Origin of the sequence: uncultured Jatrophihabitans sp. (assembly GCF_964246335.1) — a bacterium.
Classification (GTDB): domain Bacteria; phylum Actinomycetota; class Actinomycetes; order Mycobacteriales; family Jatrophihabitantaceae; genus Jatrophihabitans.
The window spans coordinates 1-16,361 of the sequence record NZ_CAXTQF010000069.1; the positions used below are offsets into that span (position 1 = coordinate 1).

Annotated in this window: 15 protein-coding genes and 1 pseudogene; 15 read left to right on the plus strand and 1 reads right to left on the minus strand. The window is 69.8% G+C overall.

Annotated elements, in window-relative coordinates; translation table 11 throughout:
- Window positions 1-168 precede the first annotated feature (168 nt).
- From fliP to ACFFCN_RS15910, 13 genes are all read left to right on the plus strand, one after another.
- The gene (gene fliP / locus ACFFCN_RS15850) at window positions 169-1,059 is read left to right on the plus strand and encodes a flagellar type III secretion system pore protein FliP (RefSeq protein WP_375493176.1); all 891 of its coding nucleotides are present in this window, start codon (window positions 169-171) and stop codon (window positions 1,057-1,059) included.
- 49 nt (window positions 1,060-1,108) lie between these two features.
- Window positions 1,109-1,378 (plus strand): flagellar biosynthetic protein FliQ, encoded by a 270-nt coding sequence (locus tag ACFFCN_RS15855; protein ID WP_375493178.1) that lies wholly within the window; start codon window positions 1,109-1,111, stop codon window positions 1,376-1,378.
- Between the two features lie 4 nt (window positions 1,379-1,382).
- Window positions 1,383-2,147, plus strand: a complete 765-nt coding sequence (locus tag ACFFCN_RS15860) for a flagellar biosynthetic protein FliR (RefSeq protein ID WP_375493180.1) — start codon at window positions 1,383-1,385, stop codon at window positions 2,145-2,147.
- Window positions 2,148-2,172: 25 nt separating this feature from the next.
- Window positions 2,173-3,282, plus strand: coding sequence for a flagellar biosynthesis protein FlhB (locus tag ACFFCN_RS15865; protein ID WP_375493182.1), 1,110 nt, complete (start codon window positions 2,173-2,175; stop codon window positions 3,280-3,282).
- Window positions 3,283-3,376: 94 nt separating this feature from the next.
- Window positions 3,377-5,671 carry a chemotaxis protein CheA gene (locus tag ACFFCN_RS15870; RefSeq protein WP_375493184.1) on the plus strand — a complete coding sequence of 765 codons (2,295 nt, stop codon included), beginning with the start codon at window positions 3,377-3,379 and terminating at the stop codon, window positions 5,669-5,671.
- Window positions 5,668-6,141, plus strand: coding sequence for a chemotaxis protein CheW (locus ACFFCN_RS15875; RefSeq protein WP_375493186.1), 474 nt, complete (start codon window positions 5,668-5,670; stop codon window positions 6,139-6,141). Before ACFFCN_RS15870 ends, ACFFCN_RS15875 begins: the two co-directional genes overlap by 4 nt.
- A complete protein-coding gene (locus ACFFCN_RS15880; protein ID WP_375493187.1) occupies window positions 6,138-8,570 on the plus strand; it encodes a GAF domain-containing protein in 2,433 nt (810 codons plus the stop codon). The genes ACFFCN_RS15875 and ACFFCN_RS15880 overlap by 4 nt, the downstream gene beginning before the upstream one ends.
- Window positions 8,571-8,596: 26 nt before the next feature.
- The gene (gene cheB / locus ACFFCN_RS15885; protein WP_375493189.1) at window positions 8,597-9,718 is read left to right on the plus strand and encodes a chemotaxis-specific protein-glutamate methyltransferase CheB; all 1,122 of its coding nucleotides are present in this window, start codon (window positions 8,597-8,599) and stop codon (window positions 9,716-9,718) included.
- Window positions 9,715-10,545 carry a CheR family methyltransferase gene (locus tag ACFFCN_RS15890; protein ID WP_375493191.1) on the plus strand — a complete coding sequence of 277 codons (831 nt, stop codon included), beginning with the start codon at window positions 9,715-9,717 and terminating at the stop codon, window positions 10,543-10,545. The genes cheB and ACFFCN_RS15890 overlap by 4 nt, the downstream gene beginning before the upstream one ends.
- Complete coding sequence (locus ACFFCN_RS15895; protein ID WP_375493193.1) at window positions 10,542-10,931, plus strand: response regulator; 390 nt, start codon at window positions 10,542-10,544, stop codon at window positions 10,929-10,931. The genes ACFFCN_RS15890 and ACFFCN_RS15895 overlap by 4 nt, the downstream gene beginning before the upstream one ends.
- Window positions 10,928-11,422, plus strand: a complete 495-nt coding sequence (locus ACFFCN_RS15900) for a chemotaxis protein CheX (protein ID WP_375493195.1) — start codon at window positions 10,928-10,930, stop codon at window positions 11,420-11,422. The genes ACFFCN_RS15895 and ACFFCN_RS15900 overlap by 4 nt, the downstream gene beginning before the upstream one ends.
- Window positions 11,419-11,784, plus strand: a complete 366-nt coding sequence (locus ACFFCN_RS15905) for a response regulator (protein WP_375493197.1) — start codon at window positions 11,419-11,421, stop codon at window positions 11,782-11,784. Before ACFFCN_RS15900 ends, ACFFCN_RS15905 begins: the two co-directional genes overlap by 4 nt.
- Complete coding sequence (locus ACFFCN_RS15910; RefSeq protein ID WP_375493199.1) at window positions 11,781-12,260, plus strand: hypothetical protein; 480 nt, start codon at window positions 11,781-11,783, stop codon at window positions 12,258-12,260. Before ACFFCN_RS15905 ends, ACFFCN_RS15910 begins: the two co-directional genes overlap by 4 nt.
- A gap of 57 nt (window positions 12,261-12,317) precedes the next feature.
- Here ACFFCN_RS15910 and ACFFCN_RS15915 read toward each other — a convergent pair whose 3' ends face one another.
- Complete coding sequence (locus ACFFCN_RS15915; RefSeq protein WP_375493201.1) at window positions 12,318-13,556, minus strand: EAL and HDOD domain-containing protein; 1,239 nt, start codon at window positions 13,554-13,556, stop codon at window positions 12,318-12,320.
- A gap of 234 nt (window positions 13,557-13,790) precedes the next feature.
- Between ACFFCN_RS15915 and ACFFCN_RS15920 the strand changes: the two genes are divergently transcribed.
- Together ACFFCN_RS15920 and ACFFCN_RS15925 are read left to right on the plus strand one after the other, a co-directional pair.
- Complete coding sequence (locus ACFFCN_RS15920) at window positions 13,791-15,839, plus strand: flagellar biosynthesis protein FlhA (protein WP_375493203.1); 2,049 nt, start codon at window positions 13,791-13,793, stop codon at window positions 15,837-15,839.
- Window positions 15,805-16,361, plus strand: a pseudogene (locus ACFFCN_RS15925) (hypothetical protein); the annotation flags it as partial. The gene ACFFCN_RS15920 and the pseudogene ACFFCN_RS15925, both read left to right, overlap by 35 nt.

A 16,361-nucleotide genomic window follows, 5' to 3' on the forward strand; every position in this document is an offset into this window, starting at 1 on the left:
CCGCGGCCCACGCACATCGTGCGCCCATCGCACGACCCGCCAAGGACGGCGCTGCCCAGCTCCCCGAGCCCTCCCCCCGCAGCGCACTCGCCGGCTCCGCACTGTCCCCGCAGACGTGGAAGCAGACGCTCGAGTCGTTGCGGGAGATGACCGCGCGGTAGGCCCGCCATGCGATACGGCGTCGCCAAGTTCGGCGGCCTGCTCGGGCTCCTCGTGCTCGGGCTGCTGATCCTCGGCGGACTGTTCGGCCCGACGGCCGACGCTGCGCCGGCACCACGTGCCGCGACGCACGTGCTCGCGACACCCCGTCAGGCCGCGACACCCGTGGCGCCGTCGGCCCCGGCGTCGCCGACAGCGCCCGCGAAACCCGGTGACGGCACGTCCAGCGGCTCAGGCGGACCCATCTCCGTCCAGGTCGGCGGCGGCAAACCGAGCTCGTCGGTCAGCACCCTGCTGCTGATCACGGTGCTGGCCGTCGCGCCGTCGCTGCTGCTGCTCGTCACCAGCTTCACCAAGATCTTCGTGGTGTTGTCGCTGACCCGCAACGCGCTCGGCCTGCAGTCGGTGCCGCCCAATCAGGTGCTCGCCGGACTGTCGCTGTTCCTGAGCCTGTTCATCATGGGCCCGGTCCTGTCGAAGGTGAACAAGCTCGGTATCCAGCCCTACCTGCACGGCACCAAGACACGCAGCGCGGCGTGGGCGGACGGCACGAAGCCGTTGCGCGAGTTCATGCTCGCCCACACCCGCCCGCAGGAGATCGCGCTCATCCTGCGCGCGGCCAACGAGAAGAACCCGTCGGGCACGTCGCACCTGCAGCTCACCACGATCATCCCGGCGTTCGTTCTCTCCGAACTGCGCGCCGCGATGATCATCGGCTTCATCGTCTTCATCCCGTTCGTGATCATCGACCTGGTCGTGTCCTCGACGCTGATGTCGCTCGGCATGATGATGCTTCCGCCGGTCTCGGTGTCCCTGCCCTTCAAGCTGCTGCTGTTCGTCCTCGTCGACGGCTGGGGCCTGATCATCACCGCGCTCGTCCAGAGCTACCGCGGAGGTTGACGACCGTGCCAGCGCCCGCACCATCCCTTCCAGCACCGGACGGCTCACCATGACCGACACCGACGTCATCCACCTCGCCATGCAGGTCATGCTGGTCGCGGCGAAACTCGCCGCCCCGGCTCTGGTCACCGCGCTCGTCATCGGTTTCGCGGTGTCGCTGTTCCAGTCGGCGACGCAGATCCAGGAGTTCACGCTCGCCTTCGTGCCGAAGGCGGTCGGTGTCGCCGTCGCGCTGCTGTTGTGCGGACACTGGATGCTCGAGACCATCGTCGGGTTCACCGACGACCTGTTCGCCAGCATTCCGCAGATGCTGCATTGAGCTCGTGAATCTCACCGTCGCGCCGGACGCCCTTGTCGCGTTGCTGCTGGCCAGCACGCGCATCCTGGCGTGGAGCATGATCGCTCCGCCGCTGGCGACCGTCGGGCTGCCCGCCACCGTGAAGACGGTGGTGTCGGTGGCACTCGGGCTCGCGGTCGTGCCGCTCGTGAAGTCGCAGGCCCCGCCGCTCGACGCCGCGGCCGTAGCCGGCGCGGTGGTGCTGCAGGTCGCCGTCGGCGCCGGGCTGGGCTTCGTCACCCGCCTGCTGTTCGCGGCCGTCGAGTCCGCCGGCGCGCTCATCGACGTGTTCGGCGGCTTCTCGCTGTCCGCCGCGTACAACCCGCTGACCACCACGATGACCTCGGTGTTCGGTTCGTTCTACGCGATGCTGTGCACCACGCTGATCTTCGTCAGCGACGTCCACCTCGTCGTCTTCGAGGGCTTCCTGCGCACCTTCACCGCGGTGCCGCTCGATGCCGGGGTATCGCTGGACCGGCTCGGTAAGGCGGTCACCAGCGGCATGACGCAGATGTTCGTCGCTGCCCTGCAGATCGCCGGACCGCTCATCGTCGTGCTGTTCGTCGCCGACGTGGCCCTGGGCGTCCTCAACCGGATCGCGCCGCAGCTCAACGCGTTCTCGCTGAGCTTCCCCCTCAAGATCGGCCTGACGCTGCTGCTCGTCGGCTCGGCACTCATGCTGATGCCGGACACGATCGCGCACCTGGCCGAGGAGACGACGTCGATGGTGAGCGGCGTGATGGGCACATGACGACGACACCGTTCGGGCGCACATCGTGAGCGGCGGCGGCTCCGGCGAGAAGACCGAGAAGGCGACACCGAAACGCCTCAAGAAGGCGCGCCACGACGGGCAGATCGCCAACAGCCCCGAGGTCGGCGCCTGGCTCGGCATGCTCGCGGCGACGTTCCTGCTCCCCCATGCGGCGACGTCGCTTCTCGCCGCCGGATCGCTCGCCTTCGTGCGTGTCGGAGCCGTGATCCGCAAACCGGACACCCCCACCGCCATGGCCGCCGCGAACGACATGTTCCACTCTGCGATCGGCGTGGTCGTGCCGATCGCCGTCGCGGTCGCGGTGGTGGCGATCCTTTCCGTGGCGCTGCAGGGCGGTCTGTGGTTCGCACCGGGCCTGCTCAAGCCGAAGTTCAAGCGGCTGAACCCGCTGTCGGGCATCAAGCGGATGTTCGGGCCGCACGGGGCGTGGCAGCTCGCGAAGTCGCTGCTCAAGACCGTCGCGCTCGCCGCCGTCGTCTACCTGTCCGTGCGTCATCTCATCCCGACGGTCCTGGGCTCGGGCTCGCTCGACCTGTCGGTGCTCGTCCACACGGCCACCGCCACCGTGCTCAACGTGTTGCGCTCCGCTGCCGTCGGCGGCCTGTTGATGGCTTTCGTCGACTACGCGGTCGTGCGGCGGCGCAACAACAAGCAGCTCAAGATGAGCAAGCAGGAGATCAAGGACGAGATGAAGAGCCAGGAGGGCGACCCGCACATCCGCGGTCAGCGCCGGTCCCGGCAGCTGGCGATGGCGCGCAACCGGATGCTGGCCGACGTCCCGTTGGCCGACGTCGTGGTCGTGAACCCGACGCACGTATCGGTGGCGTTGCGCTACGAACCCGAGCGCGGCGCTCCACGCGTCGTCGCCAAGGGCGCCGACAACATCGCCGCCCGGATCCGCGAGATCGCCGAGAAGAACCGGATACCGATGGTGTCCGACGTGCCTCTCGCCCGCACGCTCTACCACACCTGCGACGTCGGCCAGGAAATCCCGGCCGACCTGTTCAAAGCCGTGGCCACGGTGCTCGCCTTCATCATGACGCTCAAGCGACGCGGATCGGCCGTCGGCACCCATACGGTGCGAACCGGCACACCCATGCCCGCCCTGACCTGACGCCCGGTCGAACTTTCGCACCGGCTCGGCTCAACTTCGTGCCCGCGCCGCCGATCTAGCGAGAGATCGGCGCCACGGATCCCACGGAGGGGCAGTGAACGACGAAGACGACGAGATCATCCAGGCCTTCCTGGTGGAGAGCACCGAGGGCCTCGACGAGCTCGATCGCGACCTGGTGGCTCTCGAAGCAGAGCCCGGCTCGCACGAACTGTTGTCCCGGATCTTCCGCACCATCCACACCATCAAGGGCACCAGCGGGTTCCTGGCCTTCGGCCGGCTCGAGCAGCTGACGCATGTCGGCGAGAACGTGCTGTCCCGCCTGCGCGACGGCGAGCTGACCATGACGCCGCCCATCGCCGAGGCTCTCCTGCACATGGTCGACGCGGTGCGCGCACTGCTCGCGGTCATCGAGCAGACCGGCGCAGACGCCGATGACACGGTCAACGTCGAACCGATCACCGCGGCCCTGCGGGTGTTCGTCGACGGTGCTCCCGCGGATGCCGCCGACGCACCGGCCGACGACCACGCGCAGGTCATCGACGAGGTCGAGGAGCACGCCATCGACGTCGCCGACGGGTCCGCCGCACAGCCGACGCCTGAGCCAGTGGCCGAGCCGGCGGTCGAGTCCGCCCCGGAGCCAGCGGTCGTACCGGCCGCCGCGGCCCCGATACCCACCGCGAATGCCGCGCCGCCGACCGGCCAGGGCGAGCAGGCCGACGCACGCACCGAACGCAAGCCGGTGACCGCCGACGCCTCGGTGCGGGTGGACGTCGAACTGCTCGACACCCTGGTGCGCTTGGTCGGCGAGCTCGTCCTCACCCGCAACCAGATCCTGCAGCAGGCCGACGCAGGCTCGGACGTGGAACTCGTGCGCGCCTCGCAGCGGCTCAACCTGGTCGCCAGCGAGCTGCAGGAGAGCGTGATGCGCACCCGCATGCAGCCGATCGGCCAGGCCTGGACCAAGTTCCCGCGCGTCGTGCGCGATCTCGGCGCGCAACTCGGCAAGGACGTCCGACTCGAGATGAGCGGGCAGGAGACCGAGCTGGACCGGTCACTGCTCGAAGCCGTCAAGGACCCGCTGACCCACCTGGTGCGCAATTCGATCGACCACGGCATCGAGACACCGCAGGAACGCGTCGCGGCGGGAAAGCCCGCGCACGGCACGTTGGCGCTGCGGGCGTTCCACGAGAGCGGCCAGGTCGTCGTCGAGATCTGCGACGACGGCAAGGGGCTCGACGCCGACCGGATCGGCGCGGTAGCGCTGCAGCGCGGCGTCGTCACGCAGGAGCAGCTCGCCCGGATGACCGACCGCGAGATCACCGACCTCGTCTTCCGGCCCGGCTTCTCGACCGCCGCCCAGGTGACGAACGTGTCCGGCCGCGGCGTCGGCATGGATGTCGTGCGCACGAACATCGAGCGCATCGGCGGCATCGTCGACCTGTCCAGCCGGCCAGGCCTGGGCACGACGGTGCGGGTACGCATCCCGTTGACGCTCGCGATCATCCCCGCGTTGGTCGTCGGCGAGGGTGGCGAACGGTTCGCGATCCCCCAGGCGAACCTTGTCGAACTGGTGCGCCTCGACCGCACCGAGGCGACGCGCGACGTCGAGACGCTCGCCGGAGCGCCGATCCTGCGCCTGCGCGGTCAGCTACTGCCGCTCATCTCGCTGTCCGAGGCGCTGGACACCGAGCGTGCGCCGGACACCGAGGCGGGCGCCGACCACATCGTCACCGTGGTCGTCGTGCAGGCGGAGGACATGCGCTTCGGTCTCGTCGTCGACGAGGTCCACGACACACAGGAGATCGTCGTCAAACCGCTGGGCCGCCAACTCAAGGGAATCGCCATGTACGCCGGCGCCACCATCATGGGCGACGGTCGGGTCGCGCTGATCCTCGACATCGGCGGCCTGGCGCAGCAGTCGGAGATCGGCAACACGCCGGCCCTGGCATCACGCGCCGCGTCCGACGCCGACGTGGACGTCACGTCCCTGCTGATCCTCGACGTCGGCGACTCACGCCGCGCGGCGCTGCCGCTGGCCAGCGTCTCCCGGCTCGAGGAGTTCGCCCGGGACAGCATCGAGCGCTCGGGCAACGCCGAGGTCGTGCGCTACCGCGACGGAATCCTGCCGCTCGTCCGGCTCGCCGACACCATCGGCCTGCCGAGCTCGGACCGACGAGACGTCGCGACGCTCTCGGTGGTCGTGCACGAGGACGGCGACGCGCGCGTCGGCATCGTCGCGGACCGGGTCATCGACGTGGTGGAGGCAGCGATCACCGCGAACCCTGTAGGCACCCGCCCGGGTGTCCTGGGCACTGCGGTCGTGCAGGACAAGATCACCGACCTCGTCGACCTCGACGCCGTCGTCGCCGGAGCGGGGGCCGGCCGATGAGCGCGCCCGCCGTCACCCGGCAGTACTGCACCTTCTGGGCCGACGGGCTTTACTTCGGCGTCGCGGTGACCGATGTACAGGAAGTGCTGCGCCACCAGGAGATGAGCTCCGCGCCACGCGCACCGGAATCGGTGCGCGGATTGCTCAACCTGCGTGGACAGATTGTGACCGCCATCGACCTGCGACACCGGCTCGGGCTGACGGCCCGCGACCCCGGGACGCCGGCGATGAACGTCGTGGTCCGCAGCCGCGGCGAGGTCGTCAGCCTGCTGGTCGACGACATCGGTGACGTGATCGACACCGCCGGCGCGGAGCTCGAACCCGTTCCGTCCACCCTGCAGCCTTCGCTGCGCGACGCCGTGACAGGTGTCATCCCCCTGCCCGAAGCGATCCTGCTCGTGCTCGAGGCCGATCGTGCGGCCGACACGGCCGTCAGCGCCACGAACCGAAACCCCGGAGGAAACTCATGACGAACACCGAGCCCGTCGCCCCCAGCAACGGCCACACCCCGTACGCCGCCGCACGACCGCCCCGCTCGCGCGCGGCAGCGGTGCGGCCCGCTGCCCCCGACCTCGCAGCGCGCGCTGCATTGTTCGACTCGCTGCCGCAGCGTGTTGTGGTGGCCGACGCCGATCTCAAGATCGTCTACGTCAACCGCGCGATGCTGGCCAAGCTCGGCACCCTGCCGCACCTGCCGGTGCCGATGGACGCGGTCGTCGGCGCGAGCCTCGACCTGTTCGGCGGGCTGTTCCACTCGGACCCGACGTTCCTCGCGACCTTCTTCGCCGACCCGTCGCTGCTGCCGTACGAGACCGACGTGCAGGTCGGCGACGAGGCGCTCGAGCTGAAGATCATCCCGATCACCGGGGCCAAGAACGACTTCGCCGGTGCCATGGTGTGGGCCGACGACGTCACCGCGCAGCGCCAGCTGGAGAGCGCGCGTACCGAGAGCGAGACGGACAGCGTGGCCGTCAAGCGGGTGCTCAGCGAGGTCCAGGCAGCGGGGACCAAGGACGAGGCAGTGCAGGTTGCGCTGGACACGGTGCGCGACGCGTTCGGCTGGGCCTACGGCTCCTACTGGACGGTCGAGTCCGACGGTGCGCTGCACTTCAACCGCGAGTCCGGCGACGCCGGCCCGGAGTTCCGCAAGGTCACCATGGAGGCGTCGTTCCGCGAGGGCGTCGGCCTGTCCGGCCGGGCGTGGAAGACCCGCGACCTGTTCTTCACCCCGGACATCGGCGAGATGACCGACTGCGTGCGCGCCCCGATCGCGCAGAAGGTCGGCGTCAAGTCCGGCGTCTGCTTCCCGATCATGCTCGACGGCGTGGTGGTCGGCACGATGGACTTCTTCACCACCGAGACGCTGGACCCGACACCGGCCCGGCTCGACTCGCTGCGCAACGTCGGCCTGCTCGTGTCGGCCGCTCTTGAGCGCCTGGCACGCCAGCAGGAGACCAGGGACAACGACCTCGACTCCGAGGCGGTCAACCAGGTGCTGGAGCGGGTGGCGGCGGCCGGCAACACCGACGAGGCGGTGCAGGTTGCGCTGGACACGGTGCGCGACGCGTTCGGCTGGGCCTACGGCTCCTACTGGACGGTCGAGTCCGACGGTGCGCTGCACTTCAACCGCGAGTCCGGCGACGCCGGCCCGGAGTTCCGCAAGGTCACCATGGAGGCGTCGTTCCGCGAGGGCGTCGGCCTGTCCGGCCGGGCGTGGAAGACCCGCGACCTGTTCTTCACCCCGGACATCGGCGAGATGACCGACTGCGTGCGCGCCCCGATCGCGCAGAAGGTCGGCGTCAAGTCCGGCGTCTGCTTCCCGATCATGCTCGACGACCGCGTCCTCGGCACGATGGACTTCTTCACCACCGAGACCCTGGTCCCGACCACTTCGCGGCTGAACGCGCTGCGCAACGTGGGCAGGCTCGTCTCCGCCGGCATCGAGCGCAAGGATCTGAGCGCCAAGGTCGACCTGATGCTCGAGGCCGTCGACTCGGTCGCGGCAGGTGACCTGACCCGCGAGATCCCGGTCACCGGCGAGGACGCGATCGGCCGGCTGGGCGGTGGCCTCGAGGCGCTGCTCACGACGCTGCGCTCGAGCATGTCCGAGATCGGCGGCACCGCTGACTCCCTCGCCATGGCCGCCGAGCAGCTCACCGGCCTCAGCGAGGGCATGGGCGCCGGCGCCTCACAGACCTCCGACCGCGCCGGCAGCTCGGCCGCCGCTTCTGAGGAGGTGTCGGCCAGCATCCAGACCGTGGCCACCGCCGCCGAGGAGATGACGGCCAGCATCAGCGAGATCGCCAAGAACGCCTCCGATGCCGCTTCGGTGGCCACCACCGCGGTCGGCGTCGCTACCGGTGCGCAGACCACGGTGACCAGCCTCGGCCAGGCCAGCGGCGAGATCGGTGCGGTGATCAAGGTGATCACCGGCATCGCCCAGCAGACCAACCTGCTGGCCCTCAACGCCACCATCGAGGCGGCGCGGGCGGGCGAGGCCGGCAAGGGCTTCGCCGTCGTCGCGAACGAGGTCAAGGAACTCGCCAAGGAGACCGCGCGGGCGACCGAGGACATCGGCCAGAAGATCGAGTCGATCCAGTCGAACACCCAGGGTGCCGTCGACGCGATCAGCGAGATCAGCACGATCATCGACCGGATCAACGACATCCAGACGACGATCGCGTCGGCCGTCGAGGAACAGACCGCGACGACGAACGAGATCGCCCGCAACGTCACCGCGGCCGCGACCGGCGCCAACGGCATCTCCGCCGACGTCGCCGAGGTCGCGACCGCCGCGCGGACGACGCTGGACGGCTCGGTCGAGACCCAGCGTTCGGCCAACGACCTCGCAGGCATGGCCACCGAACTCAAGCGCCTGCTCGGTCAGTTCCAGTACTGACCGCGCGAAACGACGAGGAAACCATCGTGACCGTTCGAGCACTGGTCGTCGACGACTCCGTCGTCGTGCGGCGCGCCGTGGCAACCCTGCTCGACGCCGAGGACGACATCGAGGTCGTGGCCACCGCGGCCAACGGGCAACTGGGGCTGGACAAGATCGCGGACCAGCAGCCGGACATCGTGACGCTGGACGTCGAGATGCCGGTGCTCGACGGCCTCGGCACGCTGACCGAGATCCGCAAGCGCTGGCCGCGGTTGCCGGTGATCATGTACAGCACGCTCACCGAGCGCGGCGCCCAGTCCACGCTCGAGGCACTCGCGCTGGGCGCCGTCGACTACGCGACGAAACCCACCCAGGTGAACCGCCGGGAAGAGGTCTCCGAGCACGTGCGGCAGAACCTGTTGCCGCTTGTGCGACTGTGGGGACGCCGTGCGGCGCCCGTACCGCGTGACCCGGCACCGGGCGTCGCCGATGTCGGGAAGACGGTCGCGGCCGGGACGTCCGTACTGGCCGCCCCGGGAGAGCCGATCACCCTGCGGCGGGCTGCGCAGAAGCCCGCCGACCTCATCGCGGTCGGTGTCTCGACGGGTGGTCCGGACGCACTCGCCCGGATGGTCCCGATGCTGCCCGGCGACCTCGGCGTGCCGACCGTGATCGTGCAGCACATGCCGCCGGTGTTCACCGCGATGCTGGCCGCACGCCTCGATGCCCGTAGTCCGCTGACCGTGAGCGAGGCCGTCGACGGCGAAACGGCGCTGCCCGGCCACGTGTACGTCGCGCCCGGCGGGCGGCACCTCGAGGTCCACCGCACAGGAGCAGGCTTCGTGTTCGAGCTCAACGACGGACCGAAGGAGAACTCCTGCCGCCCGGCCGTCGACCCGATGTTCCGTACGGCCGCGGCCGCCACCGACGGCCGGCTGCTCGCCGTTGTACTGACCGGGATGGGTCAGGACGGCCTGCTCGGTGCCGAAGCGGTGATTGCCGCCGGCGGCTCGGTCATCGCGCAGGACGAGGCGACGTCGGTCGTGTGGGGCATGCCCGGGTTCGTCGCTCGGGCCGGCTTGGCATCGCAGGTGCTCCCCCTCGACGACATCGCCGAAACAGTGCGGCGTTCGGTACGCAACCCCCTGCTGCGGAGTTCGGCATGAGCACAGTGACGACGGAGGACTTCCACTTCTTCGCCGCGTACCTGAAGGAGCGGTCGGCGATCACGATCGGCCCGGGCAAGGAGTACCTGGTCGAGTCGCGCCTAGGGCCGCTCGCCCGCGACACCGGTTACGCAGATGTCGGGGCACTGATCGGCGAGCTGCGCCGGCCGGTGCCGAACGCGACGGTGCGCGACCGCGTGGTGGAAGCCATGACGACCAACGAGACGTCGTTCTTCCGTGACGCGCACCCGTTCGACGCCCTGCGCAACCACGTCCTGCCCGAGCTCGTCGAAGCGCGTAAGTCGAGCAGGCGGTTGTCGGTGTGGAGCGCCGCGGCCTCGACCGGCCAGGAGATCTACACGATTGCCATGGTGCTCGACGGGGTGCCGGGACTACAGGGTTGGGACGTGCGCCTGCACGGCACCGACCTGTCCGAGAAGGTGCTCGACAAGGCCAGGTCCGGGCGCTTCTCGGCGCTCGAGATCAACCGCGGCCTGCCCGCGCCGATGATGGTCAAGTACTTCGAGCGCAGCGGCGCGGAATACGTGATCGAGGAGCGGTTGCGCAAGCAGTGCACGTTCGCCCAGATGAACCTGGCCGGCACGTGGGGGTTGCTGCCGACCTTCGACATCGTCTACTGCCGCAACGTGCTCATCTACTTCGACGTGCCGACGCGGACGGAGATTCTGACCAAGATCCGCGCGCGGCTGGCCCCCGGGGGTTTCCTGTTCCTCGGTGCGGCGGAATCCACGCTCGGCGTGGTCGACGGCTACGACCAGGTCCGGCTGGGCAACACGGTCGCCTACCGGTTGGGAGGGTCCCGGTGAAAGCGCTCATCATCGACGATTCGCGAGCGATGCGGATGCTCGTGCGCAAGATCGTCACAGCCAACGGGTTCGACGCGTTGGAGGCCGGCAACGGCAAGGAGGCGCTCGAGATCCTCGACGCCGGCACGGTGCCCGAGGTCGCGCTCATCGACTGGAACATGCCGGTCATGAACGGACTCGAGTTCGTCAACGCCGTCCGGGCGCGGCCCGAGTTCCGCGACATCACGCTGATGATGGTGACGACCGAGAGCGAGCGGTCGCAGATCGTGCGGGCGCTGGCCGCCGGCGCACACGAGTACCTGATCAAACCGTTCACCGAGGACGCGATGGTCGCCAAGTTGTCCATGCTCGGCCTGGTGCCCGACACCGGCGAGGTGCCCGCATGAGCGCCCCGGCCGAGGTCGCGGAGCTGCTCGACCCCGCAACGCTGACCGAGATCGTCGAGACGGTGTTCGTCGGCCTGTTCGGCGAGGAACGGGGCATTGTTGCGCCGGGTGACTCGGCGCCGGCAGCCCTGCCGGCCGTCGCGCACGTCGACGTCCACGGCGAATGGGACGGGCGCATCGAGGTGTCCAGCAGCGACGGGCTGGTCCGCCTGGCCGCGGCGACGCTGTTCGACAAACCGTTCGAGTACGTGACCGACGCCGATCTGAGCGACGTGCTCGGCGAGCTCGCCAACGTGGTCGGCGGCAACGTCAAGTCGGTCATGCCCGGGCCGAGTGTCATGGGACTGCCCGAGGTCACGCTCGACGACCCGAACCAGGACGGGCAGCCCCCAGGTGCCGTCGGCATCGACCTGTCCTGGTCGCACGAACCCATCCGGATCACGATCTCGGCACAACCGGCCGGGACGCCATCTCAAGGAGAACCGTCATGAAGATCCTCGTGGTCGACGACAGCCGCGTGATGCGGCAGATCGTCGTGCGCACGCTGCGCCAGGCCGGCTACGGCCACTGCGACGTCGTCGAAGCCACCGATGGCCGCGACGGCGTCGACAAGGTGCAGGCCGAACAGCCCGACCTCGTCCTGTCCGACTGGAACATGCCGGAGATGAGCGGCATCGACTTCCTGTCGACGCTGCGCGCGTCCGGCGACAACCGGCCCTTCGGCTTCGTCACGTCCGAGGGCTCGGACCCGATGCGGAACACCGCGTCGCAGGCGGGTGCCGCGTTCCTGATCGCCAAGCCGTTCTCGCCGGACCAGTTCCGCGACGTGCTCGAACCGGTGCTCGGCTCATGATCGCCACGCAGCCGTCGGCGAAGGAGGTCCGCGACCTGCTCAACGACCTGCTCGGCCGCGACGTCGAGATCCAGGCGTCCGACGCCTGGGCACCGTTGCCCTCGGACGTGCCGGCCGCCGCCGAGTTCGTCGACGACCACCTGCAACTGCAGGTCGTCGTCGTGCTGGACCTGGCCCTTGCCACCTACATCGGCGCATGCATCGGCCTCATCCCGGCCGGCGGTGCGCAGGACATGGTGGCCGAGAAGTCGCCGAGCGAGATGGTCATGAGCAACTGCTACGAGGTGCTCAACATCCTCACTTCGGTGTTCAACAAGCCGGACAACCCGCACGTGCGGATCACGAATTTCCACCGCCCGGGCGCGGCGCTGCCCGCCGACGTGGCGCAGATCGCCGGTCGCCCGGCGGGCCGGCTGGACCTCGCGGTCGACATCAGCGGTTACGGCAAGGGCCGGCTCGGTCTCGTCGCAGCCTGACGCGGTGTCGCGTCGCGGCGTGCTGCTGCGCCGTGGCGCGACACCGCGTCGACCGGCCTAACCGAGTTCGGCGACGGCGTCCAGCGCCCAGTTGAACGCGGTCGCGAACGCCTCGTCCAGTTCGGCGGCCGGCACACCGGACACGGTGGTTCGCTCGGCCTCGTCCGCCGGTGGCCGGACCGCGGCGTGATAGGGGTAGTCGACGACATCGCGCACCAGCTGCCCCACCGGGCCCGTGCCCTCGAATGCCGCCTCCCGCAGCTGCGTGCTCAGCGCGAGCTTGTCGACGATCTCGTCCTGACTCACCCGCAGCAGCCCGTCCATGGCGGACAGCATGCCGGCGGTGTACGAGAGCCGGGCGTCGACGCCGCAGCGGCGGGCCAGCAATTCACACACCCGGGCCCGGATGAGCACCGTGACGAACGCGTCCTCCGCGTCGTGGGTCGCGCCGGCCGGGCGGGCCAGCAACAGCGCCAGCCAGTTGCCGATCTGTGTGGTCCCGGCGAACACCAGGGCGTCGCGCACCGAACCGATACGCCGCCGCTGCTCGCCGGGTCGCCCCAGCGAGGCCAGCAGCATGACCTGGTGCGCGAGCGCCGGGTCCTTGAGCAGCACGTCCTCGAGCGCGTCGAAGTCCGAACCGCTCTGCAGCACGTCCAACGCCGAGCTGATCCGGCCGACCGCGCCCGGGGCGAGCGTGCGGCCCTCGACGACGGCGGGCCGGTCCAGGGCGTGGCCCTGGAACAGCTCGAAGCCCTGGCCGGCGAGCCGGGTCACGTCGTCGAGGTTCTGCACCTTCAGCGCCGCCGGCCGTATCCCGTGTGCACGGCACAGCTGCGCGAGATCGGGCAGCGCCGAGGGCGGCGTCATCAGCAGGTCGATCTTGGCGATGGTGGCCAGCGGCAACAGGTCGTCGAAGCCGGCGCCCGGCTCGAAGCCGTCGAGCGCCAGTCCCACACCGAGCTCGGTCAGTTTGCGGCACCCGGCGACGACCTGGTCGTCGAGCTCGATGCCGGTGCCGACCTCGAGGACGGTGCGCTCGGGCGGCAGCAGCAACGGCACCGTTCCGGTCAGCACGGCACGATCGGCGTTGCAGAAGATCAGGTGATCGCCGACGACGCTGCTCAGTCCGAGCGACAGCGCGCCGTACACGACCTCGGCGGTCATCTGGTCGCCCGTCACCCGCGGCGTGGCGGTCACAACGGGCAACCGCCGGAACAGCAGTTCGTACCCGACCAGACCGTCGACGTCGTGAATGCCCTGGCGGCCGACCACGACAGTGTCCTCGTTGCGCATCCGCCACAATCCGTTTCGCGTGGTGCCGTTCACGCCGGCGCGCCGGCGTTCCCCTCTCCCATCGGCGGCCGGTCGCCCCACTGAAGCACCCCGGCACGTCGCCCGGCGGGCAGCGCACGAATCCGCCCGATTCGGCTCAGGTCGACTCGCCTGCTGCCGATGGGACCAGTGCCAGGACGGCACCGAACGGGCGGGATGCCCTGAAAACGCGACGAGCTTCGTCAGTGAGGTGCCGTGAAGACGGGCAGACTGGGCCAGCTGGCCATCCCGATCGGGGTCGTCGCCATCGTCGTGATGCTCGTCGTCCCGATGCCGCCGGAACTGCTCGACGTCTTGATCGCGCTCAACATCACCGCCGCGGTACTGGTCGTCCTCACGTCGATGTACGTCAGCCGGCCGCTCGAGTTCTCCAGCTTCCCGTCGTTGCTGCTCGTCGCGACCCTGTTCCGGCTGGCCCTGAACATCAGCGCGACCCGCCTGGTGCTGACCCACGGCTTCGCCGGAAACGTCATCAGCGCCTTCGGGCACTTCGTCATCGGCGGCTCGCTCGTCATCGGCCTGGTGATCTTCGCGATCCTGCTCGTCATCCAGTTCGTGGTCATCACCAACGGCGCCGGCCGCGTCGCCGAGGTCGGCGCGCGGTTCACCCTCGACGCCATGCCCGGCAAGCAGATGGCCATCGACGCCGATCTCAACGCCGGCGTCATCGACGAGAAGACCGCCCGCAAGCGCCGGCAGGAGATCGCCGCCGAAGCCGACTTCTACGGTGCGATGGACGGCGCGACGCGGTTCGTCAAAGGTGACGCGATCGCCGCCATCATCATCACGTTCGTCAACCTCATCGGCGGCTTCGCCATCGGTGTCGCGACGCACCACCTGCCGCTCGCCAAGGCGCTGTCGACGTACAGCCTGCTGAGCATCGGCGACGGTCTGGTCAGCCAGATCCCGGCGTTGCTGCTCAGCGTGTCGACCGGTCTCATCGTGACCCGGGCCGCGGACGCGGACGACATGGGCAGCGTCGTCTCCCGCCAGCTGACGTCGCACCGCAAGGCGCTGCAGATCGCCGGCGGCGGAGCGTTGCTGCTGTGCCTCGTGCCCGGTCTGCCCAAGATCCCGTTCCTGCTCGTCGGCGGCGCCCTGCTCGTCTTCGGCACCCGCGCCAACAAGGCACGTGCCGAGGCGGCGGCCGCCGAGGAGGCACCCGCCGCCGCGGCTCCCCCGGCCGAGGAGAACCTGCACGACGACATGGCCGTGGTGCCGCTCGAGCTGTCGCTCGCCCCGGACCTCGTGCCGCTCGTCGACGGCGTCGGCGCCGACCTGCTGGACCGGGTACGCGGCCTGCGTCGCGGACTCGCCACCGAGCTGGGCGTGGTGATGCCGCCGGTACGCACCCGCGACAGCGTGCTGCTGCCGCAGTCGACCTACGCGTTCAGCGTCAACGGCGTGGAGGTCAGCCGCGGGCAGGCGCCACCCGGCATGGTGCTCGCCATCGGCGACGAGATCGACGGCCTGCCCGGCCGCCCCGGCCGCGAACCGGTGTTCGGGCTGGACGGCCGGTGGATTCCTGAAGCCATGCAGGCGCAGGCCGAGCTGCTCGGCGCGACGGTCGTCGACCGGCCGTCGCTGATCATCACGCACCTGTCCGAGACGGTCCGTCAGCACGCGAGCAGGCTGCTCGGCCGCGAGGAGGTCGCCGCCGCGACCAAGTCGCTCAAGCGCACGCACCCCGTCGTCGTGGAGGACCTCACACCCGCCCTGCTCTCGCTGGGCGAGATCCAGCGCGTGCTGCACGCCCTGCTCGACGAGAAGGTCGCCATCCGCGACCTCGTGCGCATCTACGAATCGCTCTCGCTCGCCGCCAAGGGCGGCACCGAGCCGGACCGGCTGATCGAGGCCGCGCGGCTCGCGCTCGCGCCGGCGATTGTCGCGAGCTGGGCGCAGGACGAACACATCGAGGTCCTGACGCTCGACCCCCGGCTGCAGCAGACGCTGCTCGAATCGGTGCGACCCGGCGACGGCGGCGCGCAGCTGGTGATCGACGCGGTCACCGCCCAGGGCCTGATCGGCGGACTCGGTGACCGGTTCCGCGCCGAATCGGCCCGCGGCGGCAAACCGGTGCTCGTCGTCGCCGCGCAGATCCGGCTGCCGTTGCGCCGGATGCTGCGACTCGCCGTGCCGGCCCTACCTGTCCTGTCCTACCCGGAGCTGTCCACCGGGTCCGTCACCGTCAACACACTAGGGATGATCGATGACTTCCGTAGCGAACCCGACCTTGTTCCGTGAGGGTCCTGACCTCGACGAGGTCCTCGCGGACCTGGACTCGGAGTTCCCGGACCAGGTACGCGTCGTCGACGTCGAGTACGACCGGACCGGCGGGGTGCTCGGCTTCTTCGCCAACCGCAACGTGCGCGTGCAGTACACGCTGACCGACGACGCATCCCCCTCGCCTGAGCCCGCGACACCGCCGTTCGTCACCGGACGGCGGGCGCCTGGACTGACGGTCGGGGCCGAATCCACGGCGCTCGGCCGGCTGCTCGACGGAGGGCAGGACCACGACGTGATGGACACCTGGACACCGTCCACGGTCCGCACCGCCGCCTCCACGCCGCCCGCCGAGCAGGACGCGAGCAACGTTGAGTTCGCGCGCATGCTGCTCGACATGGCCCAGGCGAAGGCCGCGGAGCGACGCGACGCCTTCGACCACGAGGCGTTCGGCAACCATCTCGTCGAGCTGCCCGGCGACGTGGTGCAGCTCTACGTGCGCGATCCGGCCGGCAACCTCGTCGAGATCGACCACCTCGGGGT

Coding starts and splice junctions, on each gene's coding strand:
- fliP (WP_375493176.1), top strand. CDS start 169: ATGCGATACGGCGTCGCCAAGTTCGGCGGCCTGCTCGGGCTCCTCGTG.
- ACFFCN_RS15855 (WP_375493178.1), top strand. CDS start 1,109: ATGACCGACACCGACGTCATCCACCTCGCCATGCAGGTCATGCTGGTC.
- ACFFCN_RS15875 (WP_375493186.1), top strand. CDS start 5,668: ATGAGCGCGCCCGCCGTCACCCGGCAGTACTGCACCTTCTGGGCCGAC.
- ACFFCN_RS15880 (WP_375493187.1), top strand. CDS start 6,138: ATGACGAACACCGAGCCCGTCGCCCCCAGCAACGGCCACACCCCGTAC.
- ACFFCN_RS15890 (WP_375493191.1), top strand. CDS start 9,715: ATGAGCACAGTGACGACGGAGGACTTCCACTTCTTCGCCGCGTACCTG.
- ACFFCN_RS15900 (WP_375493195.1), top strand. CDS start 10,928: ATGAGCGCCCCGGCCGAGGTCGCGGAGCTGCTCGACCCCGCAACGCTG.
- ACFFCN_RS15905 (WP_375493197.1), top strand. CDS start 11,419: ATGAAGATCCTCGTGGTCGACGACAGCCGCGTGATGCGGCAGATCGTC.
- ACFFCN_RS15910 (WP_375493199.1), top strand. CDS start 11,781: ATGATCGCCACGCAGCCGTCGGCGAAGGAGGTCCGCGACCTGCTCAAC.
- ACFFCN_RS15915 (WP_375493201.1), bottom strand. CDS start 13,556: ATGCGCAACGAGGACACTGTCGTGGTCGGCCGCCAGGGCATTCACGAC.